The organism is Mesorhizobium sp. M0701 (assembly GCF_040320365.1).
GTDB lineage: Bacteria > Pseudomonadota > Alphaproteobacteria > Rhizobiales > Rhizobiaceae > Mesorhizobium.
This window is the reverse complement of record NZ_JAMYPO010000014.1, coordinates 77,501-101,874: the sequence shown is the minus strand read 5'-3', so window position 1 is coordinate 101,874 and position 24,374 is coordinate 77,501. Positions and strand designations below refer to the sequence as shown.

The following is a 24,374-nucleotide window of genomic DNA, read 5'->3' as shown; positions in this document are numbered from 1 at the left end:
GGGTAATCTACGGTCGGTGAAACTTCAGATGTGGTCGTCTCGGACGTCGAGCGCGTCTCGCAGCCCGTCACCAATGAAATTGAAACTGGTTACCGCGATGGTGATTGCAGCTCCGGGAATGATTGCCAGCCAAGGTGCGCTGCCCAGATATTGCTGGGCGCCATTGAGCATGTTGCCCCAGCTGGGCAGTGGCGGCTGGATCCCGTACCCGAGGAAACTGATGTAGGCTTCCATGAGAATGGCGCGCGCGACCGTCAAGGTGGAAGCGACGATAATCGGCCCCATGGCGTTGGGCAGTATCTCGCGAAACATGATGTGGGTGCCGCTCAATCCCAGCATGCGCCCGGCCAGGACGAACTCGCGTTCGCGTAACGAGCGGACCTCCGCTTCCACGATACGAGCAACCTCCATCCAACTGGTGAGGGCGATAATGACGGTGATCATCACAGGACTGGGCTTCAGTGCGGCAGCCAGCGCCAGCAGCAGAAAGATCGATGGGAATGACAGGAATCCATCGACCGTGCGCATCAGCGTGGCCCCGACCCAGCCGCCGCGATAGCCGGCAATTACGCCGACCAGGGTGCCGATGAGTGTCGACAAAACCATGGCAAAGAAACCCACCAGCAGCGAGATTCGTCCCGCCATCAAAAGCCTTGCCGCCACGTCGCGGCCAAGCGGATCGGTACCTAGAAAGTGGTAGCCCGTCAGCGGAGGGGCAAAGCGGGCCCGCAGATCGATATACAGTGAGTCATAAGGCAGGAGATGGGGGCCGAGGACGCAAGCGAGGCTCAGGAAGATGATCATCGCCAACCCGAGCAGCGCCAAGCGATGACGCATGAAACGACGTGCCGCGCGGTTGTTTCTCCATCGGCTTGGAGCTGCATTTGCGGTGAAAGCGGTCATATCGGCTGTCTCCTGTCGGGGAAGTTGCGCGCTCAAGCCAGACGAATGCGCGGATCGACAATAGCGACGACAATGTCGGCGATCAGGTTTCCAAGCAGAACGAGGATGGCGGAGAACATCAGCAGCCCCATCACAACCGGATAGTCGCTGTAACCAAGGCTATCGAGGAACAACCGTCCCATTCCTGGCCAGGTAAAGACGGTTTCGGTCACGAGCGCGCCAGTGAGGACACTGGGAAGCTGCATCCCGGCCAAGGTAATCATCGGCAAAAGTGCGTTGCCGACGACATGCTTCATCAGAATCCGGCGTTCACTCAACCCCTTGGCCCGAGCGGTCTTGACGAAGTCCTGGCTAATGGCGTCGAGAGTGGCCGTCCGCATGTAGCGGCTCCAGATCGCGACATGGACCAGCGACAGCACGATACTTGGCAGGATCAGATGGTGGAGGTAGCCCAGGATCGAGGCGTCGCCGATCTCGGACATATTACCCGCAGGCAGCCAACCCAACTTCAGGGAAAAGACGTAGATGCCGACGAGTCCGAACCAGAAGGTGGGGACAGACAACGCAACCATGGCCCCGACAGTTGCAAGATAATCGAACAGCGAGTAGCGTCGCGTGGCGCCTCGGATCCCAATCCAGGCGCCAATGGAGATCGCAATTGCGGTTGAGGACCCCATCAGCAGCAGCGTGGCAAAGAGATGGCTGCCGATCACCTCCAATACCGGCGCTCCGTCGCGGAAGGAGTGACCCCAGTCGCCCCGCACCAGCCGCCATGCCCAGTCCAGATATTGGATCCATATGGGTCGATCGAGGCCCAGCAGCCCCTTGAGACGCTCGATATCCTGCTGGGTCATTCCGGGATCGAGCCCGAATTGCGCCAGCGGGCCGCCGGGAAGGAGGTTCAGAATGCCGAAGCCGATGATCGAAACGATCACAAGCAGCACCAGGCTCTGCGAGAGGCGATTGAGCAGGAAGCCGCGCATTCGAGTCCCTCCATTGTGGGTTGATGATTTTAGTCTGTTGCCGCCGCCGCGGCGGAATCGGCGGGGCGGCGGCAACTGCGTGGATTAGGCCTTCCACTGCCAGGCTGCGGCATCCCACGACGCGGTGCGGGTGTTGGCGTTGGGCTCGAAGCCGTCCAACCCTTTCTTGCGCCCGAGGACGATTGTGTACGCGAACAGCGGCAGGAAGGGCAGATCATGGCGCACCACTTCCTGCACGCGATTATAGATCCCGCGTCGTTCTTCCGGATCGAAGCTGCGAGCGCCCTTTTCGAGCAGGGCATCGACCTCAGGGTTGGAATATTGCCCGGTGTTCGAACCGTGTCCGCCTTGAGCGGCGATTGCCTTCGTATGGAGCCGGTTTGTGGCGTCGGGGTCCGCTGCAATCAGATAGGTGACGCCCACCATTGCGGTGTCGAATTGCGACTTCAGCCAGAACTCGCCCCACATAACTGCAGCCGGCAAATTCGAGATCGTCATCTCGACGCCGATCTCGGCAAACGTCTGCTGCAGGAACTGCTGCGTCTGCTCGCGGAGGTTGTTGCCAGAAGTTGTCGAGTTGGAGAAGGACAGTCGCACCCCATCCTTGGCGCGGATTCCATCCGGCCCCGGCGCCCAGCCGGCCTCATCAAGGATTTGGCGCGCCCGGTCCAGATTGAACTCCTGAACCGGCAGGTTCGGGTCGTAGTAGTAGGACTCCTTCGGCATGAAGGTCTCGGTGAGAGTGCCCACGCCGTAATAGATCGTGTCGACGATCGCTTTCCTATCCAAGGCGGCGTAGAGCGCCTGGCGCACTGCCAACTCCTTGAACTGCGGGCGGCCCAAATTGAGGTAGATCGACTCCAGGGATGACCCGGTCTCAAGTGTCACCACGCGGTCTGCTAGTTCGCGGGCTTCAGTATAATGGTCGGCGGTGATGTACGACTGATCGACCAGGTCCACGTCGCCGCTCTTGAACTGCGTGTAGAGCACCGTCATGTCGGGGATGTATTTGAAGATGAGCTGCTCGACATAGGGGCCTTCGCCCGCGTACTCAGGATTGGCGACGAGCTCGATGTGATCACCTGCGACGCGCTGGCTCCATTTGAATGCGCCGGTGCCGACCGGCGCCTGGTTGAAGGCGGCTGTATTCGGATCGGCCTCTTTCTCCAGAATGTGCTTGGGCACGATGAACGTTTCGGCCAAGAACGAAAGATAGGGCGCAAAAGCCTCCTTCATCCGCCATGTGATCTCGGTGGGCGAAACCACTGTGATGTCCTGCACGAGCGAATGGCCGCTCGTGCGCCAAGCGCGAAACTTCGGGTTCGTGATGAGTTCAAGGGTGAATTTCACGTCCTCGGCCGTGAAGGGCTCACCGTCGTGCCAGCGGGCATTGTCACGCAACCGGATGCGCCAGTTGAGACCGTCCTCCGAAATGCCGCCGTTCTTTTGGCTTGGCACCTCGGCTGCGAGGTTTGGATGTAGGCCACCTTGGGGATCCATGCGGACCAGCGCGTCGAAAACCGAGAAATGGACCGCGTCATCGACTTCGATATGCGCCATCAGTGGATTGAACACGGTCGGCTCTTGGGAGAGGCCGACGATGACGCGACCGGCCGGGCCTGCAGGAGGGGTCTTGGCAAAGGCGGGCTTGCCCAACAGATTGGGCGCGATGAGGCCTGCAGCCCCACCTATCGCCATCAGTCGCAGCGCTTCGCGCCTCGAGTAGTTGGACGTAGTCGATGAATTTTTGGTCATGGTAGTTCCTCTCTTGTTATTTCTTATGCGTTTGCTGCTACTGGACGGGCATTGCCCGGCCGCTCTCCTGGAATTGCCGCTACCAGTTGGCGCGTGTAGGTTGCTTGCGGGTTCAGGAATATTTGCGAGGGCGGTCCGCGCTCGACGATCCGGCCCTTCTGCATCACCGCGATTTCGTCGCAGATCTGGCTGGCGACGCGCAGGTCGTGCGTGATGAAGACCATCGACACGCCCGTCTCGCGCTGGATCTGGTCCAGAAGCTGCAGGATCTGCGCCTGGATCGACACGTCGAGTGCGGAGACCGCCTCGTCGGCAATCAACAGCTTCGGCTTGAACATCAGCGCACGAGCGATGCCGATGCGCTGGCGTTGCCCACCCGAGAACTCGTGCGGGTAGCGGCCAAAAGCGCCGGCATCGAGACCGACATGGGCCAGAAGTGCACGCGCTTCATCGCGCGCTTGAGCATAAGGCATCCCGTGCGCCACCGGACCTACCGTCATGATGTGGCCGACCGTCGAGCGTGGATTCAGAGAAGCGAAGGGATCCTGGAAGATCATCTGGATCCGCGGTCGAAGCGGGCGGAACTTCGCTTCGGAAAGCTTGGCTATGTCACAGCCCTCGAACAAGATCCCGCCGCCGTCACTGTCCAGCAGCTTGATCAGGAGCCGGCCCAGCGACGATTTCCCCGAACCGCTCTCGCCTACGACCCCTAGCGTGCGGCCGGGCGCCAGTTCGAACGACACCTCGTTGACCGCTGTCATAATTCGTTGCGCGCCGAACAGCGCGCTGCCGCCGCGATAGGTCTTCACCAGACCCTCAACCTTCAGGATCGGCTCCTTGCTGACAGCCTCCGGACGAGGGCGATCTTCGCCGGTCAAATGCGGTACGGCTGCAATCAGGCGCTGGGTATAAGGGTGCTTGGGCGACTTCAGCACCTGTTCGGCGCTGCCCTGTTCGACGACATTGCCCTTTTCCATCACCACGACGCTGTCGGCGATCTCGGCCACCACGCCGAAATCGTGGGTGATGAACATCACGCTCATGCCCTTGCGCCGCTGAATGTCCCGGATCAGTTGCAGGATCTGAGCCTGGGTGGTGACGTCGAGCGCGGTGGTTGGCTCATCCGCAATCAGCACCGTCGGCTCGAGCGCCAGGGCCATGGCGATCATGACGCGCTGCCGCTGCCCGCCCGAAAGCCGGAAAGGGTACTGGTGATACATGAGTTCGGGATCTGGCAGGCCTACTTCAGTGAGCAGCTCGATAGCGCGGTTTCGACAGATTTGTGGCGTGCCGAAGCCATGCGCGGCCATGACCTCGTCAATCTGCGCGCCCACCGTCATCAGGGGATTGAGCGCCGAGAGCGGGTCCTGAAAGATCATCGACACGACCCGTCCACGCAGGTTGCGCAGCTTGTCGGGCGACATGCCGATGATGTTCATCCCCTCCAGCTGGATTATTCCCGATGAGAGGCGGATCACCTTGGGCAGTAGCCCCATGATCGCGTTCGCCGTGACCGACTTACCCGATCCGGACTCGCCTATGATGCAAAGTATCTGGCCGCGTTTCAGATCGAAGGAAATGTCCTTGACAGCATGGGTCCGTTCCATGCCTTGCGGCAAATTCACCGTGAGGTCGCGCACCGAAAGCGCCACATCGTGGGGGGCTACAGCCTGGATGCTTGCGACCATCGAGATCACCTCCCCTTTCAACCGAGCGCGTTCACCCTGTTACGGACCGCTTCATCGCCCTTTGAGCAGAAGCGCCTCACCGTAGCGGCCGTAGTCTGGCCTTCTCGGCGCTTCGCGCGCTGAGGCTGCGAGAGACGGGTTCTGCTCATCCTGGCGGCTCCCTTATGAAATCCGGTCCGTGTACCGGACTCTGTTCCCTTTTTCTTGGAGAACTCTCCGAAGGGGCAAGCCCTGCCTGTCGGATGTCCTCTGGAGCCTGCCTGCCATAAGGAAGGGTTGCTCCGTTCTTCCAGCCAGTTTGACTGTTCTGTTTCCGCAGAGTCTTCGAAACTTGGCCCTCGCGCGGCAGGAACTTCTGAAAAGAACATCCAGTTCGGCATTTCACTCTGTTCCCGTTTCGGCGCGGAAACCGGGATCAGGCAACCATATCCTTCATCCGGCAATACGCGCCCAAGAGGGATAGGACCAAGGCTTTCCGGTGTACATCGGCACATGTGCAGGCCATGCCGCCGAGCGGATTGGTGACCGTGCGGCCCATCGCAATGTCGGCAAAGGCGCTGCCGATCAAGGTCGACAACTGCGCCGTGTGCCGCCCATACCGCAGATGACGCAACTGCATGAAGTGTACTCCTGCTTGGCTCGCAGCGAGCTTTTCGCGCAATAATTGCCTGTCCTGGAGGCTGCTAAACGCAGGAAATTCCGTCCAGGCACAAACTCCGCAGCCTGCCTCTGCGGGCGGCAGGTTAGGATGCTTCAAATTACCGGAGTCCCATCCATGCCCGCGCCGCTCATGCACATCGACTGCAGCCCTTCCCTCCCTCGCGAGGCGGACGTCGTCGTTATCGGCGGCGGCGTGGTGGGCGTGTTCAGCGCATACTATCTGGCGCGCCGCGGCCTCAAGGTCGCCCTGGTCGAGAAGGGGCGCATCGCGGCCGAGCAGTCCAGCCGCAACTGGGGCTGGTGCCGCCAGCAGAACCGCGATGCGCGCGAGCTGCCGATGGCGACCAAGAGTCTCGACCTCTGGGAGAAGGTGGCACAAGAGACTGGCGAGGATACTGGATTTCGCCGTTGCGGTCTCCTCTATCTCTCTCAGGACGAAAATGAGCTGGCAGGCTGGGCGAAGTGGCGCGAATTTGCGAGAACGGTCGGGATCACCACGCACATGCTGAGCGCGGAAGAAGCCACCGAACGGGGCAAAGCGACGGGCCGCAAATGGAAAGGTGGCGTGTTCTCGCCAACTGACGGAACGGCGGACCCTTCCAAGGCAGTGCCGGTTGCGGCGCGCGGCATCATGGCAGCGGGCGGCACCGTACATCAGCATTGCGCGGCGCGCGGGCTGGAGCTAAGCGCCGGCCGGGTGAGCGCTGTGGTGACCGAAGCGGGCACCATCCAGACAAAGACTGTTGTCATGGCCGGGGGCGCGTGGGCTTCTTCCTTCTGCAACCAGCTTGGTGTGCGTTTCCCGCAAGCTGCCGTGCGTTCGTCCATTCTGGCCGTGGCACCCGGCGCAAACAGCCTGCCGGATGCGCTGCATACCACGCGCGTCTCTCTGACGCGGCGTAGCAACGGTGGATACGCGCTGGCGATCAGCGGGCGGGCGCGTGTCGATCCAACGCCGCAGCAGTTCAGGTTCGGCCGCGAGTTTGTACCTATGTTCGCCCGCCGCTGGCGCAATCTCGCCCCGGGCGCCTTAGAGGGCTGGCGTCAAGGCCATGAAAGTCTGCGCAAATGGGCCCTCGACGACATCACGCCAATGGAACGGAACCGCATTCTCGACCCGAAGCCCGACATGGGACAGATTCGGCTGACATATCGAAGAGCCTGCGAATTGATCCCCGAACTCCAACGCGTCGCGATCTCCGATGTGTGGGCGGGTTATATCGACAGTACACCCGATGGCATTCCCGCAGTCGGCGAAGTGGAGGGGATTCCGGGCTTCATCCTGGCGGCGGGATTCAGCGGTCACGGCTTCGGGATTGGCCCCGGCGCGGGGCATATGATCGCCGACATCATTACAGGCAGCGAGCCTATCGTCGATCCGCGTCCTTATAGGCCCGAGCGCCTGAAGACTGCTGCGTGGGGCAAGGTCGCTGAATTCTGAGAAGACCGTCTTGCCAACATACAATCGATCGCACACGAGATTGAGGTCACCAGGCAACCAAAAAACAGGGAAGTGACGATGCGCGAATATGAGATTGCCGCCATTCCTGCCGACGGGATCGGCCCAGAGGTGATTGCCGCAGGTCTCCAGGCGCTTGAGGCGCTGCAGCAGCGCTGCGGCGACTTCAAGCTCCGCGTCCAGCACTTCGACTGGGGCTCAGACTATTACAAGGCCCATGGTCGGATGATGCCCGAAGATGGGGTGGCGCAACTGAAGCGCTTCGACGCCATCTTCTTTGGCGCGGTGGGCGCCCCCGATCTGCCTGACGACATCACGCTCTGGGGCCTCCGGCTGCCGATCTGCCAAGGCTTTGATCAGTACGCCAACGTGCGGCCGACAAGGATATTGCCCGGGATTGTTTCGCCGCTGGCGGGCGTTGGCCCTGGCGATCTGGATTGGGTGATCGTGCGGGAGAATTCCGAGGGCGAGTATTCGGGCCACGGCGGCCGCGCCCATCGCGGACTCCCCGAGGAAGTCGGAACCGAGGTCGCGATCTTCACGCGCGTCGGCGTCACCCGCATCATGCGCTATGCATTCCGGCTGGCGCAGTCACGGCCGCGAAAGCTCCTGACAGTTGTTACGAAATCCAACGCGCAGCGTCACGGCATGGTAATGTGGGACGAAATCGCAGCCGAGGTGGCGCGGGAATTCCCGGACGTCGCGTGGGACAAGATGCTAGTCGATGCTATGACAGTGCGTATGACGTTGAAACCTCGGAGCCTCGATACGATCGTCGCCACCAATCTTCACGCCGACATATTGTCGGACCTTGCAGGCGCGCTCGCGGGCAGTCTCGGCGTTGCACCGACCGCCAACATTGATCCCGAGCGGCGCTATCCCTCGATGTTCGAGCCAATTCACGGCTCGGCATTCGACATCGCTGGCAAAGGTATTGCCAACCCGGTCGCCACCTTGTGGACCGCTGCCCAGATGCTCGAACATCTGGGCGAGAGCGCAGCTGCCGTGCGGTTGATGAGCGCTGTGGAAGCGGTGACGAGTGAAGGCGTGCTGACGCCGACGTAGGAGGGACAGCGACCACGCAGGAGGTGACGGACGCCGTCTGTCGGGCGATCCGCGGTTCGAACGTGTGACAGGTTTCCAATGAAGCTCGACAGGATCGACATCAAGATCTTATCCCAACTGCAAAAGAACGGGCGGGTCACGAATGTCGAGCTTGCCGACCTAGTCAACCTTTCGCCGAGCCCTTGCCTGATGCGGGTGAAGAAGCTTCAGGCGGAAGGCTTCATCACCGGCTATTCCGCCCAGATCGATGTGTCCAAGCTCGGACAGACTCTAACGATCTTCACCGAAGTCACGCTCAAGCACCATCAACAGAACGACTTCGCGAGATTTCTCACCGCAATTCAGAAAGTCGATTCTGTCATCGAATGCCATCTGGTTTCAGGCGGCTACGACTATCTTGTGAAGTTTGTCACAGCGGGCATCAGCGAGTACCAGACGATCATGGAGCGCATGATCGAATTGGATATCGGAATCGACAAATATTTCAGCTTCGTCGTGCTGAAGTCACCGATCGTGAAATCCCATTTGCCTCTCGACATCATTTTCGACAAATGAGAAAGCTGCTCCGGCTCGGTCCTCAAGCGGCGGCGCTCGTGCCAAGCTCCATCTTGTTGCGCGCGCGGCATTTGTCGAATGACGTGTCACGATTCGGCGGAGGCCGTCATTGCCACTCGCCTGAACGGCGCTTAGCCTAAAACTTCGACTGCATCTGGACATTTCCAGCGAACGCCTGTTTTCGCCTTGTCCTCGTCAAATGGCTTGAATATATCATACGATGATATATAGGCAGGTAGCACGCACAGCTTGCGGAGTTGCGACAATCTCGCCTCGGGTCACCAAAGGCAACAGGCGAAAAGATGAACAAGATCAACACTTTGATCCACCGAAGAGCTGACGATCGCCGGAAGACCGCGCGAGCCTGTGTATCGCGTATTCTCCGGAACGCCAAAGCCCGCGGCGTCGATATCTCCGTTGTCGGATCCCTCGCGAAAAACCGTTTCCGCGTCCACTCGGACGTAGATCTGCTGGTGCACGGACGCACTGATCCCGCGCGCCGGGCCATGGTAGAGCGCTTGGTCGCAGACCAGCTTCGGGGAACGAACATTCCTTGTGACCTGATCTTTGCCTCAGACGTTTCGTCCGAACGAGTGCAGGAATTGCTTAATGACAGCGTTTAAGCATCCGGCATTCGCAAAACTGTCGCCAAAAATCGACCGCGCTGCGAAGGAACTGCAGCAAATCGAGGAATATCTGGCGGCTCATCGGAGTGAGCTGTCACGCGGCGAATGGGGCGCGGTCGCAGCAGTTTCGCTGGGAGTCCACAATGTCTACAATGGCATCGAGGACATCCTGCTCAGCCTCTCCAACGACATAGACGGCCTCGTTCCCCAAGGGCCTACGATGCACCAGGACGTCCTCGATCAGATGTCGGCGGAAATTGCAGGCATCCGGCCGGCTGTGCTCGACCCCGAGCTTTGTCAGTCCTTGAGTGAGCTAAAGGGATTCCGTTACCTGGTGAGGCATCGGTACGGTTTTGACCTGAAAACAGACAAGGTGCAGGAAAGCCTCGACAGGGTAAAAGAGGCATTTCCGTCTTTCGTCGAGGCCATTGTTTACTTGGAAAGCACCCTTACTGAGGAAAACACGCACGACAGTGATGGCGGCGGCGACGGCTCAGGCGGCGGGGCATCTGGTGGTCCCTGAACCAATGGCTCAGTCGTGCGCGCCGGAAGAGGTTCTGCGGGCGTTGACCCCTGAGAATTGTCGGCTGGTGGCGCTGATCCATCGGTATCGACCGCAAAGCATCACGGAACTGTGCAGGTTGGCGGCGCGTCCGCAGCCGAACGTATCCCGCTCCTTGGCGGCCCTTGAGCGAGCGGGAATTGTCTCAATGGCGGGCTCCAGGCCGAAGAGACCCGAACTCGCCGTGCAACGAGTCACGATCGACCTCGCTGAGCTTCAGAATGGCCGATGCGAGGTCGACGATTCGTGGAGACAAATCGCCGGACCATCATCTTTGCTGCGCGATGGATGACAGGGGCAAAAGTCGATCAGTGGGATGCGAAACCGCCGCTGACCAGGTTTGGCAAGTATTGGACGTGAAGCCTCGGTGACGCCGAGCCGATCGCCAAGCTAGTCCCAAAAGGAGGGCCGGAGGTTTTAGCGGTTTTCATTTGGCCAGGAAGATATCACGACAGGTGCGTCCTGCCTGTAAGCGGGTTTCGCCGGAAATCTGGGGCCGGGCCACATGGCGTTGAATGTCGTTCTCGGAGCCGTTCGTATAGCGGAGAAAGAAGCGTCTGGGCCGATACTTAGGCGGGGGAAACATGCGAAAGACCCGGACGGCGTGAGTTTAGCCTTGGTCGATACAATGCGGCCGCTGATCAGCCCTTCATCGCTGCCCGCACATCCTTATCTTCGAGGGTTTGGTCCAGCGTCATCCGGGTGCGTTCGAGGATTCCATCAATATCGTCGTCCGTGCAGCAGAGCGGCGGCGCATAGCCGAGAATGCCGCTGTTGAAGGCGCGGATGACAAGGCCGTTCGCCCACGCGCGCTCGAAGATGCGGCGCCCCGGATCGGCCGCCGTGGGCAGCGGCGTTTTGCGCTCCTTGTCGACGACCAACTCGATTGCTGCCAGCATACCGCGACCGCGGACGTCGCCAACCAGCGGGTGGTCGGCGAGCGAGCGAAGGCCTTCCATCAAGCGCTTGCCCGCCTTCCGCCCATTCTCGAGCAAGCCATCTTCATAAAGACGCAGGCATTCGAGCCCGACCGCCGCGCTAACGGGATGGGCCGAATAAGTATAGCCATGGCCGACAGCCGCTTTGCCGGCTCCGTCCGCGATCGTATTGTACACCTGGTCCGACATAAAAACGGCGCCCATCGGCACGTAGCCCGAGGTCAGTCCCTTCGCCGTGGTCATGAAATCCGGCACGACCTCGTCTTCCTCACACGCGAAGAGCGGGCCGGTACGGCCAAAGGCAGTGATGACTTCGTCGGCAACGAACAGAATGGCGTGTTCCTTGCACACGGCGTGCAGAGCCTTCAGCCAACCTGTCGGTGGAACGAGGACACCGCCCGAACCCTGGATGGGTTCGGCGTAGAAGGCTGCAACGCGGCCCGCGCCGAGTTCCGCGATTTTGGACCGCAGCGCCGCGACCGATGCATCGATGATCGACTGCGGGTCAGAACCGACCGGATTGCGATAGGCGTAGTGCGAGGGAATCTTGTGCTGCCAGTCGTAAGGCACGCCGAAACCCGCATGGAAGGCCGGGATCGCGGTCAGACCTGACCCTGCCGTCGAGGATCCATGGTAGCCATACTCGACCGAGATGAACTGGTCCTTTTGCGGCGTACCCTTGGCATGGTAGTAATAGCGAATAAATCGGATCGTACTGTCCACTGCGTCGGAACCGCCAAGCGTGAAATAGACATGGTTCAAATCGCCGGGCGCCAGTTCGGCAAGCCTGGCAGCAAAGCGAATTGCAGGCTCGGATCCCAGCCCGAAATATCCCGTCGCATAGGGAAGCTCTCTTAGCTGCTTTGCGGCCGCCTCAACGACGCTTTCCTGGCCGTATCCGATGTTGACACACCATAGACCGGCGAACCCGTCCAGCAGGGTTTTCCCACTTGCATCGGTCACGGTTGCGCCTTTGGCGGATTTGAGCACCCGTACGCCCGTCTCCTCGTGGCTCCGATAGCATGAAAACGGGTGAACCAGATGTGCGCGATCGAGTTCGATCAGTGAGTGTGCCAGCATTTCTTCCTCCGATTCAGCGCAGTGCCTGACTGACGAGAGCATAAGTCCGGTGTGGTGTGGTTTCGTCCTTCAGCTCGTTTTCCAGCGTGATCTGCTGCGCGGTCATGGTTCATTCCGGGCCTGAATTCTCTAAGTCCAAGATAGGCTGCCGCGGGCAGCAGTTCCTCCCGACCAGAACCTGAGCGATAGGCGTTTTGACTTTCCTTTGCCGCTGGCACCGCATCTTATGCCACGCACGGCTGAGAGATCGCGCGCCCGCCGAAGCTCGAAACGAACTCAGGCGCAACTCTCTGCCAAAGCTCTCACGCACTACAAAACAATCTGCTTCAGGACGCATCGAATGCGGCGACTAGTCTTCTCCGGTTCTCATTATGATCCTTGCTGTTAAAGGCACGCAGTGCCGACAGGATTGGAAGGATCGACGCCCATGACCCAGTTCAGACCGAAATACATCACCTTCGACTGCTATGGCACGCTGACCAACTTCGACATGTCCGGCGCGGCGAGACGCGTATATGGTGCGCAGCTCTCCCCAGCTGGGATGGCGCAGTTCATCAGGGATTTCTCGGCCTATCGCCTCGACGAGGTTCTTGGCGCCTGGAAGCCGTACAGCGAGGTCGTGCACAATTCCGTGGAACGGACCTGCAAGCGCAACGGCGTCGCATTCCGGCCCGAGGATGCCCAGCGCATCTATGCGGAAGTGCCGACATGGGGTCCGCACCCGGATGTGCCGGTGGGCCTGGCCAAGGTCGCCAAGGAGATTCCGCTGGTGATCCTGTCGAACTCCATGAAGAGCCTGATCATGTCGAACGTGGAGAAACTCGGCGCACCCTTTCACATGGTCATCACGGCCGAAGAGACGGGCGCCTACAAGCCGCAGATGAAGGGCTTCGAATATATGTTCGACAAACTAGGCTGCGGCCCGGAGGACATTACGCACGTGTCGTCCTCATTTCGCTACGATCTCATGACCGCCTATGATCTCGGTATCAAGAGCAAGATCTGGGTGAACCGCGGCCACGAGCCTGCGAACCCCTTCTACGAATATACCGAGATCAAGGATATCGGCGGTCTGGCCGGCGCCGTCGGACTGGAGCCCGTTCGGGAATTCGCCTGAACGTTTGTTTGCTGGCGCAGTCGCCAGACCGAGTCGCTCCCAAAACGAATAGCCACTGGTCGCAATAGAGAAAGGGGCGGTTTTCACCGCCCCTTTCTTGTGGTTCCAACGCTTTAGGGCTGCAAGTGTTTCCACCTGCGTGCAAGATAACTAGTTAAGCCCGCCAACATGAAGCGCCTTGACCTCGAGATATTCCTCGATGCCGAGCTGCGATCCTTCGCGCCCCACTCCCGACTGCTTGACACCGCCGAAAGGCGCAACCTCGGTCGAGATCATGCCTGTGTTGAGCCCGACCATGCCGAACTCCAGCGCCTCGGCAACACGCCATGAGCGCTTGAGGTTGTCGGTGTAGAAGTAGGCGGCAAGGCCGAACGGCGTACCGTTCGCAATGGCGATGGCCTCTTCCTCCGTCTCGAAGCGAAAAAGCGGCGCCACCGGACCGAACGTCTCTTCCGATGCCAGGAGCATCCCCGTAGTAGCTTCTCCCAGCACGACGGGCCGTGCATATTGCTTACCCTCCGGCATCGTCTCGCTTTGGGCGATGATCTGCGCACCTTTCGCCTGTGCATCCGCGATGTGACGCTCGATCTTGTCGATCGCGGCCGCGTTGATCATCGGGCCGATCTCAGTGCCCTCGTCGGTCCCTGCGCCAACCTTCATCCGCGTGACGCGCTGGCTCAGCTTTTCGGCGAAAGCATCGTAAACGCCTTCCTGCACGAGAATCCGATTCGCGCAGACGCAGGTTTGACCGCCATTGCGGAACTTGGATGCGATCACCCCTTCAACTGCCTTATCCAGATCGGCGTCGTCAAAGACGATAAAGGGTGCGTTGCCGCCAAGCTCCAGGCTCAGCCGCTTGATGCTATCGGCCGCGCCACGCATGAGCAGCGCACCGACGCGGGTCGAACCGGTGAACGAGATCTTGCGCACCGTCTCGTTGGCCATCAGTTCGTTGCCGATTTCGACGGGCATGCCGGTCACAATATTGATCACGCCGGCAGGGATACCTGCCCGTTCCGCCAGAACGCCGAGCGCCAGCGCCGAGAATGGCGTAAATTCCGACGGCTTGATGACAACCGTACAACCTGCGGCCAGCGCCGGTGCTACTTTGCGTGCGATCATCGCGTTGGGGAAATTCCACGGCGTGATGATGGCGCAGACGCCGACGGGTTCTTTCAGCACCAGAATGCGGCGATCGGCCGTGGGTGACGGAATGGTCGAGCCACCGATCCGGCGCGCCTCCTCCGCAAACCATTTCACAAAAGATGCGCCGTAGCGGATTTCCGCCACCGCCTCGGCCAGCGGCTTGCCTTGTTCCAGCGTCAGCAGGAGCGCGAGATCCTGTTCGTGCTGGCGGATGAGGTCGTGCCAGCGCTCCAGAAATCCTGCACGCTCGGCATGGGTCCTTTTCCTCCAGCCTTTGAAGGCCTCGGCCGCGGCGCCGATTGCGGCTCTCGTCTCGTTCTCCCCCATTGCGGGAACGGTGCCGAGAACACTTTGGCTGGCAGGGTCAATGACATCGACCACGCCTTTGGTTTCGCCATCCCGCCAGACACCGCCAATCAGCGCCTGCTGGCGGAAAAGGTCGGAGTCGTTGAACATGCCAATCTTCGTCATCGCATTCATGGTCTTTCCTCTGCTCTTTCAGCTCAATCCTGCCAGCACGGCCTGCGTGATTGTTTCAGTCCTGTCCTTGCCCGCGATCGTGCCAATCCCCCGCGCGGTTGCGGACTCGATTGCCGACATCACTTCGGCCGCAGCCTGCCCCTCGCCCAGATGCTCGAGCATCATCGCACCGGACCAGATCGCGGCGATCGGATTGGCGACACCGAGATGCGCGATGTCGGGCGCCGAACCATGGACCGGCTCGAACATGGAAGGCCCGCTGCGATCGGGATTGATATTGGCGGAGGCGGCGTAACCCAGCCCGCCCTGAATGGCCGCTCCAATATCCGTGAGGATGTCGCCGAAAAGGTTCGATGCGACGATTACGTCGAGGCTGTCCGGCGCCAGGACCATACGGGCGGCAATGGCGTCGATGTGGTAGTGCGAGACCTCCACATCGGCATAGTCTTTCGCCACCTCGCGCGTGACCTCATCCCAGAAAACCATGGAGTGTTTTTGCGCGTTGGATTTGGTGACAGATGCGAGCTTCTTGCGACGCGCCCGCGCCTGTTCGAAACCGAAACGGATGATCCGTTCGACACCCGTACGCGTAAAGATCGCAGTCTCAACCGCGACCTCATCGGCCGTGCCAGAATGAACGCGCCCACCGGCGCCGGAATATTCGCCTTCCGTATTCTCGCGGATGCACAGGATATCGAAAGCATCGGAGCGGAGGGGCCCCTGAACGCCCGGCAACAGCCGGTGCGGTCGTATGTTGGCGTACTGCGTGAACCCTTTCCGGATCGGCAGGAGCAGTCCGTGAAGCGATACTGAGTCGGGCACTTCCGCGGACCAGCCCACAGCGCCGAGATAGATCGCATCGAATTTTCGAAGTGTCTCGATGCCGTCTGACGGCATCATTGCACCGGTCTCCAGGTAGTAGGCGCACGACCACGGGAATCTTGTGTCATCAAGGGCGAAACCGCCCTGCTTAGCCGCCGCCTGCAGCACCTGCCATGCCGCCTGCGTGACGTCCTTGCCGATGCCGTCGCCGGGGATCAGCGCTATCTTGTAGGTCTTCATTGATGGAGGTCCTCATTCGCACTGGCGTCACCGGAACAGTAGTCGACCGCCCGCCGCATTTTCCGTCGAGGTTGAGCTCTCCGACGGCGTCGAATCGCGTCAGGCGGAACCTGGAAAGCCGATTGTTCTGGAACCGCCGCGCGCTATTCGGCCGGACCTTGAGCACTGAACTCAGTCATAAACGCAGACGTAGATTTTGCGCACGGTCTCGATAGTGCGCCAGACGCCGACGAAACCAGGCTTCATCACGAAACTGTCGCCGGCGCGGTAGGTCTTGGTCTCACCGCCCTTCTCCTCGATTTCGACGAGACCCGAAACGATGTGGCAGAACTCGTAGATCGTGCCCTTGATCGAATGCGTCTCGCCGGGCGTCGCCTCCCAGACACCGGTGAGCACCTTTTCTCCCTTCGAGGCATCCTGCGCCCAGGTCTTGAAGGATGGATTGCCGGAAATGAGCCGCTCCGGAGCCGGTAGTGCCTCCTTCGGCGCGAAGTCTGGAACTGTGTCGATCGTGATCAGAAGTGACATGTGATGTTTCCTGGTTAGTAGCCGAGTGTCCGATCGACGAGGCCGATCAGTTCTTCTCCGGCGCGGTGGCGCCGGATGTTGTCAACGACGGATTGTGCCGCCGTATGCGGTTGCGTCACCGAGGCGATGTGCGGCGTTATCATCACCTTCGGATGCGACCACAGCGGATGGTCTTCCGGGAGCGGTTCTGGATCGGTGACATCAAGCATCGCCGCAGATACGTGACCGGTGTCGAGCGCGTTGATCAGCGCGGCCTGGTCCAGTTGCGGACCCCTGCCGACATGCAGCAGCTGCGCCCCGACGGGCAGTAAGTCGAAGAACTCTGCATCGAGCATGCCGTGCGTTTGTTCCGTGAGCGGAAGCAGGCAGACGAGAATATCCGTTTGCTTCAAAAAGCCCGCGAGTTGGTCCGTGCCGTGAAAACAGGCGACGTCCTCTATCCGCTTTTCGCTGCGGCTCCACCCGGCAAGCGGAAACTGGAAGGGCTTCAAGCGCTCGATAGCCGCCTGGGCCAGCATGCCAAGGCCGAGGAAGCCAACCCGGCGTTCGGCCGCCTGTCGAGCGGCAATCGGTTGCCAGAGGCATCTTTTCTGCTGCTCAAGATAGGCGGGCATCTCGCGGTGGAGAGTCAACACGCCGAGCGCGATGTATTCCTGCATCATGCGTATGATGCCGTCCTCGACCATGCGCACAAGCTTCACATGGCTTGGCACCACGTCCTGCTCGAACTGGTCGACGCCCGCTCCGATGGAAAACAGCACTTCCAGATTGCGGTAGCGCGAGATCTCGTCCGGCACCGTCCAGGTGATGAGATAGCGCACCTTCTCCGGCTCCATCTCGTCGCCGGAATGGACGAATTCCAGATCCGGGAGCTGGCGCGCGAAGATCTCGCGGAAGACCGCAGCACGCGCCGCATCGGAATTGAAAAGAAACGCCATGGTGACCGCCCTTCCTTCAGGCCGCAAGACGCGCGCCGAGCCCCTCGATCATCTTCCGGCAAGCGGCGAGTTCACCGATCTCGATATATTCGTCGGAACGATGGGCACGGCCGATGTCGCCGGGTCCGCAAACGACCGCATCGATGCCGGCCTGCTGATAAAGTCCGGCCTCCGTGCCGTAACTCACAGCTGTCAGCGGCTCCTGCCCCGTCAGCTCCGTCAGAACGGCCGCTAGCTCGCTCCCGTTGGCGGGCGCAAGAGCGGGATAGGTACTCAACTCATGCCACGCCACATCGAAGCCGCTGTCTCGCAGAGCGAAAAGCCGGGCCTTGACCGGCTCAAGCAGGGAGGCTGGAGAAACGCCGGGCACGGCACGCGCCTCGATATCGGCTGTGCAGTGGCCAGCGATGATGTTGACCGCCTGTCCACCGGCGATGACGCCCACCTGCAAGGAAGAATAAGGGGGCTCGAAATTGTCATCGAGCGGCCCGTCGGCGAGGGATCGGCCGTAGGCCACGGCGTGCGTGATGACGCCGGCCATGGCATGCACGGCATTGAGTCCGAGATCGGGGCGTGAGGAATGGCCGGATCGCCCGATCACCTCGAGCCGCGCGGCGGCCTTCCCCTTGTGCGCGCGCACAGGCTGCATCCGGCTCGGCTCGCCGACAATCGCGCCAAGCGGCCTCTCGCATAAGCTCGGCAACGCGGCTAGGAGATGCGGCACGCCACGGCACCCCGCCTCTTCGTCATATGAGAATGCGAGATGAACTGGCTGCCGCAGGTTCATCGCCGCAAGTCCTGGGAGCGCCGCCAATGCGCAGGCGAGGAAGCCCTTCATGTCGGAGGTGCCGCGGCCGTAAAGCCTGCCGCCCTCGCGGCGCAGAACGAACGGGTCCGAGCTCCATTCCGGCTCGCCGGCCGGGACGACATCCATATGCCCGGAGATGATGTAGCCCCGACCCTGGCGCGGGCCGATCGTGAGGAAAAGGTTGGACCGGTCGCCCTCGGGACCGGGGAGAACCGTCACCTCGGCTCCGGCTGCCTGACAGTAGTCGCGGATCCAATCGACGATCGCGCCGTTTGGCGTGCCCACAACAGAGGGAAATGCAACCAGGGTCGCGAGGATTTCTTCCACGTTCATGGCGGTCCGCTCTGCTTGCACACTATCACCGGGTGCAACCAGCCTATCCGCAGGCAGCAGTGTTCCCTGCCGAATTGCATCGTGCTTTGGCCGAAGATTGCGAAAAAGCACCTCGAACCAGCGAAACCTGCTGGCTTTCCCGTATAATGCTGCGGCAAAAGAGGTATGTCGCGACATGGCGATCGATGACAGGATCAACACCGCTTGCCTTGCGCATTCGTTGAAGGAGCGGATCGATTGAGATGCAGAGATCAGTACGCCTGAAATCCTTCGAACTGGTCGCGCGGGACATTGATGATGTCGACGTCAAGCTACTGCACGCGCTGTCGATCTCAGTCCGCTGGCCTCATCGGCCGAAGGATTGGGACTTTCTGCGCCGTGCCGGCCGCGGCATTGTTGCCGTTGATGGTATTGGACGCGTTTTCGGGAGCGCGATGTGGTTTCCCCACGGGGGCGACTTTGCCACCATTGGCCTGGTGATCACAACGCCACGCACACAAGCGCAAGGAGGCGGCCGATGGCTCATGGACCTAGTCCTTGAGCAGTGCGGCGATCGCAATTTGGCACTCAACGCGACCCATGCTGCCTACCCCCTCTACGTTTCACTCGGCTTCACGACCGAGGCGATCGTATACCAGCGCCAGGGGGAGGTCCCACAAACACTCCCGACTATGCCGGCCTTGAACGGGGAATTGCAGGCGCTGTCGAGCGACAGGCTTAAGGACATCACGCCGCTGGATACGCGCGCGTTAGGGATAAACCGCGAGAGGCTGCTCGCGTTGCTCGCAGCGGATGCCTCAATCTGCACTTTGAGCCGCGGCGGCGAAATCGTCGGCTATTCCATGTGTCGCGAGTTCGGACGTGGCCATGTGATCGGCCCCATGGTCGCGCGCAGCGATCTCGACGCGGTCCACCTCACAGCCGTGCATCTGAAGGAACTGGCAGGACGATTCGCCCGCGTCGACACCCGCGAGAAGGATGGCGTGTTTGCCGCGTTTCTCCAGCAGAGCGGCCTCGGCATTGCCGAGACCGTTACGACCATGTCCAAAGGGCGCCGCTTCCTGAACCGCCGAGACAATGGGCCTTGGGTCTATGGATTGGCCGGCCACGCCTTGAGCTGAATGCAAGCATACTGTCGCCTTCAACCAGCGGTCAGAGAATCAGGTCGATCAGTGCGCGCGTCGATCAACCGGCATAATGCGGTTGCCGTCACGCGGCCGGAACGGCTGCCGCTTCGAATCTGCTCCTAATCCCGGATTCGGCTTCCGCTGCCGACATAATGGCCGTCCGGCGCCCATCCGCCACGCCATCCACGATGACATGGCCGATGCCGCGCGAGCACGGCTCGATGCGCGCGTTGAGGTGATAAATGTCCCGCAGCAGATCGGATGTGATGACGTCCGGCGATGACCCGCATGCGACCAGCCGGCCGTCCGCGATGACCATTGTCTGATCGCTGAAGCGCAGGGCGTGATTGAGGTCGTGCAGGGCGATCAGCACGACCATGCCTCGCGCCTGAGCAAGTTGCCGCATGAGACCGAGCACTTCCACCTGCCGCGATAGATCGAGTGCTGATGTCGGTTCGTCCATCAGCAGGAAATCGGCGATTGTCGGCTCTCACCGCGCCATTCTTGATCTGACATCCGTACCGCAGACAGAATCCGATTGCTCGCAGCGGCCTCTAAAGACGCGACAGCACAGGGCGAAAGACCACCGCGGAAAGACTTAGAAAAGAAGCTGTACGGATTGTCCCCGCGCCGAGAGCAGTTTGACGGCCCTCCGGCCAACGAGACGAAAGTCTCCCCGCCAACCAGCCGCAGTCAAAAGCGATCACGCCGTCCGCGAAATCGCCGCCGGCATCGAGGACTGGCAGCCCTGCCTCAACTGCCGGCCGGCTGACGACAACATTCGCGGTGTTCAGCAACGCCCGGATCGCCGCGGCAATATCTTCGCGCTCTGTCTGGTACTGCCGGGCCAGAACCCAGGCGAACTCGCACAAGGCCTGCAAGCTCACCGCCACGATGTCCGCTTTGGCCAGCAGGTCGACGGCAATGGCCGCCTGCCCCTCATCATCGGCGACAGAGGCGCGCAGCAGCACATTCGTGTCGGCCGTAACCCTCATTCCTCGCCGGACCCGGCCACAGCGCCCGCTTCCGCTATCGCCTCGTTGATCTCCTCGATGCTGAGCACCCGGCCGTTCGTCTTGCCTCTGAGGAACCCGTGGAGGTCCCGGAACGACCCCTTCGACCGTGCAGCCCTCAATTCCGCCCGACCGTCGGGCAGCAGATCAAGCTCGATCTTCTCGCCCGGTTTGATGCCCAGATGTTGCAGCACGTCCTTGCGGAACGTCACCTGTCCCTTTGTCGTCACTGTCAACGTTGTCATCTTAAACATTCCTGTTCATCGCGATAAGACAATGCAAATCTGCATTATTATCAATGCAGATGGGTCGGGGCCAAGCTTGGCGTCCATGCGGCGACTGAATCGCGACCAGCGCTCTGCCAGAGTGAAGTCGCCAAACATCACCTGGAGGTCAGCATGCAAGCCAACACCACGGCCGCTATCCGCGTCGATCTTGCCGCAATGTTTGTCTCGTTAGAACTGTCTCGTTCAAAATCGCTCGTCACTTCGCTTCGGCTGGTGTCGGGAATGGCGCGACCGCCGCCGGGAAGCGAGGGAAGGCAGCGTCAAGTTCGAGCCAGAGATTAATAAGAACGAAGCCATCGCCGCATAGGCGTCTGCCTGCGTGGGTATGGACGGACTCACTCGTGCGCAATATGAATTATGAATGGAGATGAGGCCTGCCGTGGCGCTCACGCGTCGCTGAGGCAGGTGACGCTCGTTCAATGACGCTGCGCAGGGCGGGTTGGCCTTCTGGTCTAACGCCGCCCGCAGAAGTGTCGATATCAGGGGATCTGGTCAATGACCGACAACAAGCCAGACGTTACCAAGGATTGGCAAGCGACGCAGGGCCAGAAGTCCTCCGCCACGCGTCTTCGCCTTTTCGCCGCACTCTCGTGGGTCGTCGCCATTGGCGGCGAGATCTACGGAATTATGCTGCTTCGCCAGAACAAGTTCGACCAGGGACACCTGCCGCTGGTCATCGGCCTTCTGGTCGGCATCGCGATTTTCGCAATCGCCGGCAACTTGCTATGGAAGGCGGCCAACAGGCACGATCCGGCTCGTGCATCCGACGCGGCCAGGTTCTTCTTCCAAAACCAGCTCGGCGCAATTATCACACTGATTGCCTTCCTCCCGCTGGTTTTCCTGATTCTCACCGACAAGAACATGGATCCGCGGACCAAGAAGGTTGCCGGCGGCGTCGGCGCTGCGCTGGCCGTGCTCGCGACGGTCATGGGGATCAGTTTAAAACCCCCGTCGGTCGAACAATACACCCAGGATATGAACGCATGCGCAGCGCAGATCAAGTCGGGGCAGCCCACCACCGCCTGTTCGCCCGATGTCGCCGCTCAGGCGCAGGCGATCGCGACGGACACCGCCGCCGTGGCGGCGGCGACGCGGGACGCGAGCCACCCCGCCGGTCAGGATGTCGTTTACTGGATCGCGCCCGAAAACGGAGCCGCGAAGTCCACCGAGCCGCATGTTTTCCACCTCTGCGCAGGCGTGAGCCCGCTGAAGGACAAGACTGTGAATAGTGGCTCCGTGACGGAGGCCTACGCACAGAACGCCATCCGCATCACGAAGCAGATCGATATGGAACAGAAGCAGTGCGGGTTCACCGCCACAACCAGCACCAACTGAACCCGTCTGCACTCGATCGGGTCCAGCCGTTGGTCTTGTCGAGAAGGATGGCGCGTAAGCGCAGGCTCAGTATTGACTCGCTGAAGCAACGCCAAATGCCGGGATCGCCCGGCTGGCCAGTATTGTCCAACTGCAAACTTATCCGCGGCGAGCAATGACCTGGCGTCTTACGCACGGCAGCTTCCGGCCTGAGCGCTTCGAATGGAGAATGACGTTAATGAAGCGCATTGCCGCCCGGCAGCATTATGGGCCGGAAGCGAACCGGGAACTTCTGGCGCCCAAAAAACGATAGCGGATATTTCACCTGGTGGGCCGCATCGACCAGAAGCGGATTGGGCAAGCGTTCCATGGCATGTAGCGTCGGGTGTCGCGCACCTGCTGGACCCCTGTTGATGACTGACCGATGCTGGCTTGGAGGCTGGGGAGTGGGGAGTCTCGGGGCGAACGACTATTTCATTCCGCCGAGGGCATTCGGCAGCGGCAAGGCCGGCCTTCAAAGTCCTTTGGCCGGGAAGTTGGTACGGATAGTCGGAATCAGGCAACACCCCTGTTTTCCGAGCTGGATTTTGAAGCCGTGAATGAGCGGCTATGATGAACGCGCCGAGTGCAAGTAAGGTCACGAAGGCCCCTACAATAAGCTTTAGAGGAGACTACGTCGATGACGAACGTGCGCGCCCTTGTCCTTGAACGCCAACACGAACTCAAGCTGCGTGACATCGATCTGCCACAGACCGTCGGCCCGGGCGAAGTTCGCATCAAGATCCATACGGTGGGCATCTGCGGCTCCGACGTGCACTACTATACGCATGGCCGCATCGGCCCGTTCGTGGTCGAAGCGCCGATGGTCTTGGGCCATGAAGCCGCCGGCACCGTCGTCGAAACGGGGGAAGGCGTCGAGCATCTGAAGGTCGGCGACCGCGTCTGCATGGAGCCGGGTATCCCCGATCTCAATTCGCGGGCGAGCCGGCTCGGCCTCTACAACATCGATCCAGCGGTCAGGTTCTGGGCAACGCCGCCGATCCATGGCGTGCTGACGCCCTATGTCGTCCACCCCGCCAACTACACTTTCAAACTGCCCGACAATGTCAGCTTCGCCGAAGGCGCCATGGTGGAGCCCTTCGCCGTCGGAATGCAGGCGGCTGCCAAAGCAAAGATCGCGCCGGGCGACACGGCGGTGGTGATTGGCGCAGGGCCGATCGGCACGATGGTGGCGATCGCAGCGCTCGCCGGCGGCTGCGCCCGCGCCGTTGTTGCAGATCTCGCCCAACCCAAGCTCGACATCGCCGGCGGCTATCAAGGCGTGATCCCGATCAACGTCCGCGACAAGAACCTGGCGGCGGAAATAAAGCGCCTGACCGATGGCTGGGGCGCCGACGTGGTGTTTGAATGCTCGGGCTCGTCCAAGGCATGGGAGACCCTGCTCGATCTGCCGCGGCCCGGTGGCGCGGTAGTGGTGGTCGGCCTTCCGGTGGCGCCGATCGCATTCGATGTCGCCACCGCCTCGACCAAGGAAGTCCGCATCGAGACTGTGTTCCGATATGCCCACCAATATGAGCGGGCAATCGCGCTGATGGGGTCGGGCCGGGTCGACCTAAAGCCACTCATTTCGGCGACCTTCCCCTTCGAAGATTCCATCACCGCCTTCGACCGAGCAGTCGAAGCTCGGCCGGCGGACGTAAAGCTGCAGATCCTGTTGCCGGATTAAGGGGAGTTCCAAAAAGCCCCCGGGTTGTCCTCCCGATCTCCTGCTTTCGTAGCCTTCCTTGGGCTGCCAAAATTGGCGGCGGCCCTGAGCGCTTTTGATGCTGGTCCACGGCATTTGCCGGCGGCGCTCCCTCCAAAAACAACCCCGTACCCGGCGATCACGGCATCCTCTGGGACCACGACCAAAAACCCCTGAGCCTGATGGAACCGACACTTGACAAA

22 protein-coding genes and 2 pseudogenes are annotated in these 24,374 nt (G+C 60.8%); 10 read left to right on the top strand and 14 right to left on the bottom strand.

What is annotated here, in order from left to right; genetic code table 11:
- Positions 1–24 precede the first annotated feature (24 nt).
- The 5 genes from NKI24_RS16165 to NKI24_RS16145 all read right to left on the bottom strand — a co-directional run bounded on the left by NKI24_RS16165 (position 25) and on the right by NKI24_RS16145 (position 5,990).
- Positions 25–903, bottom strand: coding sequence for an ABC transporter permease (locus NKI24_RS16165; protein WP_023678809.1), 879 nt, complete (start codon positions 901–903; stop codon positions 25–27).
- A gap of 32 nt (positions 904–935) precedes the next feature.
- Entirely contained in the window at positions 936–1,886 is a 951-nt protein-coding gene (locus NKI24_RS16160) for an ABC transporter permease (RefSeq protein ID WP_023678808.1), read from the bottom strand.
- An 84-nt stretch (positions 1,887–1,970) separates the two neighbouring features.
- Entirely contained in the window at positions 1,971–3,641 is a 1,671-nt protein-coding gene (locus NKI24_RS16155; protein WP_352450650.1) for a peptide ABC transporter substrate-binding protein, read from the bottom strand.
- Positions 3,642–3,664: 23 nt separating this feature from the next.
- Positions 3,665–5,329, bottom strand: a complete 1,665-nt coding sequence (locus NKI24_RS16150; protein ID WP_352746603.1) for an ABC transporter ATP-binding protein — start codon at positions 5,327–5,329, stop codon at positions 3,665–3,667.
- A 415-nt stretch (positions 5,330–5,744) separates the two neighbouring features.
- Positions 5,745–5,990 carry a hypothetical protein gene (locus NKI24_RS16145; protein WP_352746600.1) on the bottom strand — a complete coding sequence of 82 codons (246 nt, stop codon included), beginning with the start codon at positions 5,988–5,990 and terminating at the stop codon, positions 5,745–5,747.
- Positions 5,991–6,104: 114 nt separating this feature from the next.
- Here NKI24_RS16145 and NKI24_RS16140 point away from each other — a divergent pair, with 114 nt between their 5' ends.
- The 6 genes and pseudogenes from NKI24_RS16140 (at position 6,105) to NKI24_RS16115 (ending at position 10,548) form a co-directional block, all read left to right on the top strand.
- The gene (locus tag NKI24_RS16140) at positions 6,105–7,430 is read left to right on the top strand and encodes an NAD(P)/FAD-dependent oxidoreductase (protein ID WP_352746597.1); all 1,326 of its coding nucleotides are present in this window, start codon (positions 6,105–6,107) and stop codon (positions 7,428–7,430) included.
- A gap of 78 nt (positions 7,431–7,508) precedes the next feature.
- A pseudogene (locus tag NKI24_RS16135) lies at positions 7,509–8,581 on the top strand (tartrate dehydrogenase).
- A gap of 10 nt (positions 8,582–8,591) precedes the next feature.
- Positions 8,592–9,068, top strand: coding sequence for an Lrp/AsnC family transcriptional regulator (locus tag NKI24_RS16130; protein WP_023678802.1), 477 nt, complete (start codon positions 8,592–8,594; stop codon positions 9,066–9,068).
- 302 nt (positions 9,069–9,370) lie between these two features.
- Complete coding sequence (locus NKI24_RS16125; RefSeq protein ID WP_352450646.1) at positions 9,371–9,691, top strand: nucleotidyltransferase domain-containing protein; 321 nt, start codon at positions 9,371–9,373, stop codon at positions 9,689–9,691.
- Positions 9,678–10,217 (top strand): ribonuclease toxin HepT-like protein, encoded by a 540-nt coding sequence (locus tag NKI24_RS16120; protein WP_352450645.1) that lies wholly within the window; start codon positions 9,678–9,680, stop codon positions 10,215–10,217. The genes NKI24_RS16125 and NKI24_RS16120 overlap by 14 nt, the downstream gene beginning before the upstream one ends.
- A complete protein-coding gene (locus NKI24_RS16115; protein WP_352450644.1) occupies positions 10,171–10,548 on the top strand; it encodes an HVO_A0114 family putative DNA-binding protein in 378 nt (125 codons plus the stop codon). Before NKI24_RS16120 ends, NKI24_RS16115 begins: the two co-directional genes overlap by 47 nt.
- Positions 10,549–10,897: 349 nt before the next feature.
- Here the strand turns inward: NKI24_RS16115 and NKI24_RS16110 are convergent, their stop codons facing one another.
- Complete coding sequence (locus tag NKI24_RS16110; RefSeq protein ID WP_352746592.1) at positions 10,898–12,274, bottom strand: aspartate aminotransferase family protein; 1,377 nt, start codon at positions 12,272–12,274, stop codon at positions 10,898–10,900.
- Positions 12,275–12,701: 427 nt separating this feature from the next.
- Between NKI24_RS16110 and NKI24_RS16105 the strand changes: the two genes are divergently transcribed.
- On the top strand, positions 12,702–13,391 hold the full coding sequence (locus NKI24_RS16105) for a haloacid dehalogenase type II (protein ID WP_352746589.1): 690 nt from the start codon (positions 12,702–12,704) through the stop codon (positions 13,389–13,391).
- Between the two features lie 150 nt (positions 13,392–13,541).
- On the opposite strand, the gene NKI24_RS16100 is transcribed toward NKI24_RS16105, so the two are convergent.
- The 5 genes from NKI24_RS16100 to argE form a co-directional block, all read right to left on the bottom strand.
- On the bottom strand, positions 13,542–15,017 hold the full coding sequence (locus NKI24_RS16100) for an NAD-dependent succinate-semialdehyde dehydrogenase (RefSeq protein ID WP_352746586.1): 1,476 nt from the start codon (positions 15,015–15,017) through the stop codon (positions 13,542–13,544).
- An 18-nt stretch (positions 15,018–15,035) separates the two neighbouring features.
- The gene (locus tag NKI24_RS16095; RefSeq protein ID WP_352746583.1) at positions 15,036–16,079 is read right to left on the bottom strand and encodes a tartrate dehydrogenase; all 1,044 of its coding nucleotides are present in this window, start codon (positions 16,077–16,079) and stop codon (positions 15,036–15,038) included.
- A gap of 171 nt (positions 16,080–16,250) precedes the next feature.
- Positions 16,251–16,607: a cupin domain-containing protein gene (locus NKI24_RS16090; protein ID WP_023678793.1), complete on the bottom strand. Its 357-nt coding sequence runs from the start codon at positions 16,605–16,607 to the stop codon at positions 16,251–16,253.
- A gap of 14 nt (positions 16,608–16,621) precedes the next feature.
- On the bottom strand, positions 16,622–17,545 hold the full coding sequence (locus NKI24_RS16085) for a 2-hydroxyacid dehydrogenase (protein ID WP_352450638.1): 924 nt from the start codon (positions 17,543–17,545) through the stop codon (positions 16,622–16,624).
- A gap of 16 nt (positions 17,546–17,561) precedes the next feature.
- On the bottom strand, positions 17,562–18,686 hold the full coding sequence (gene argE / locus NKI24_RS16080) for an acetylornithine deacetylase (protein ID WP_352746579.1): 1,125 nt from the start codon (positions 18,684–18,686) through the stop codon (positions 17,562–17,564).
- Between the two features lie 242 nt (positions 18,687–18,928).
- On the opposite strand from argE, the gene NKI24_RS16075 reads away from it, so the two are divergent.
- Positions 18,929–19,807: a GNAT family N-acetyltransferase gene (locus NKI24_RS16075; protein ID WP_352746577.1), complete on the top strand. Its 879-nt coding sequence runs from the start codon at positions 18,929–18,931 to the stop codon at positions 19,805–19,807.
- 88 nt (positions 19,808–19,895) lie between these two features.
- Here the strand turns inward: NKI24_RS16075 and NKI24_RS16070 are convergent.
- The 3 genes and pseudogenes from NKI24_RS16070 to NKI24_RS16060 form a co-directional block, all read right to left on the bottom strand.
- Positions 19,896–20,288: pseudogene (locus NKI24_RS16070) on the bottom strand (ATP-binding cassette domain-containing protein); the annotation flags it as partial.
- Between the two features lie 79 nt (positions 20,289–20,367).
- Complete coding sequence (locus NKI24_RS16065) at positions 20,368–20,808, bottom strand: type II toxin-antitoxin system VapC family toxin (RefSeq protein ID WP_502901463.1); 441 nt, start codon at positions 20,806–20,808, stop codon at positions 20,368–20,370.
- Positions 20,805–21,071 (bottom strand): AbrB/MazE/SpoVT family DNA-binding domain-containing protein, encoded by a 267-nt coding sequence (locus NKI24_RS16060; RefSeq protein ID WP_352746574.1) that lies wholly within the window; start codon positions 21,069–21,071, stop codon positions 20,805–20,807. Before NKI24_RS16060 ends, NKI24_RS16065 begins: the two co-directional genes overlap by 4 nt.
- A gap of 537 nt (positions 21,072–21,608) precedes the next feature.
- On the opposite strand from NKI24_RS16060, the gene NKI24_RS16055 reads away from it, so the two are divergent.
- Together NKI24_RS16055 and NKI24_RS16050 are read left to right on the top strand one after the other, a co-directional pair.
- Positions 21,609–22,448, top strand: a complete 840-nt coding sequence (locus tag NKI24_RS16055; protein WP_352746572.1) for a succinate dehydrogenase/fumarate reductase transmembrane subunit — start codon at positions 21,609–21,611, stop codon at positions 22,446–22,448.
- Between the two features lie 658 nt (positions 22,449–23,106).
- Positions 23,107–24,153: an NAD(P)-dependent alcohol dehydrogenase gene (locus NKI24_RS16050; RefSeq protein WP_352746570.1), complete on the top strand. Its 1,047-nt coding sequence runs from the start codon at positions 23,107–23,109 to the stop codon at positions 24,151–24,153.
- Positions 24,154–24,374: the final 221 nt, after the last annotated feature.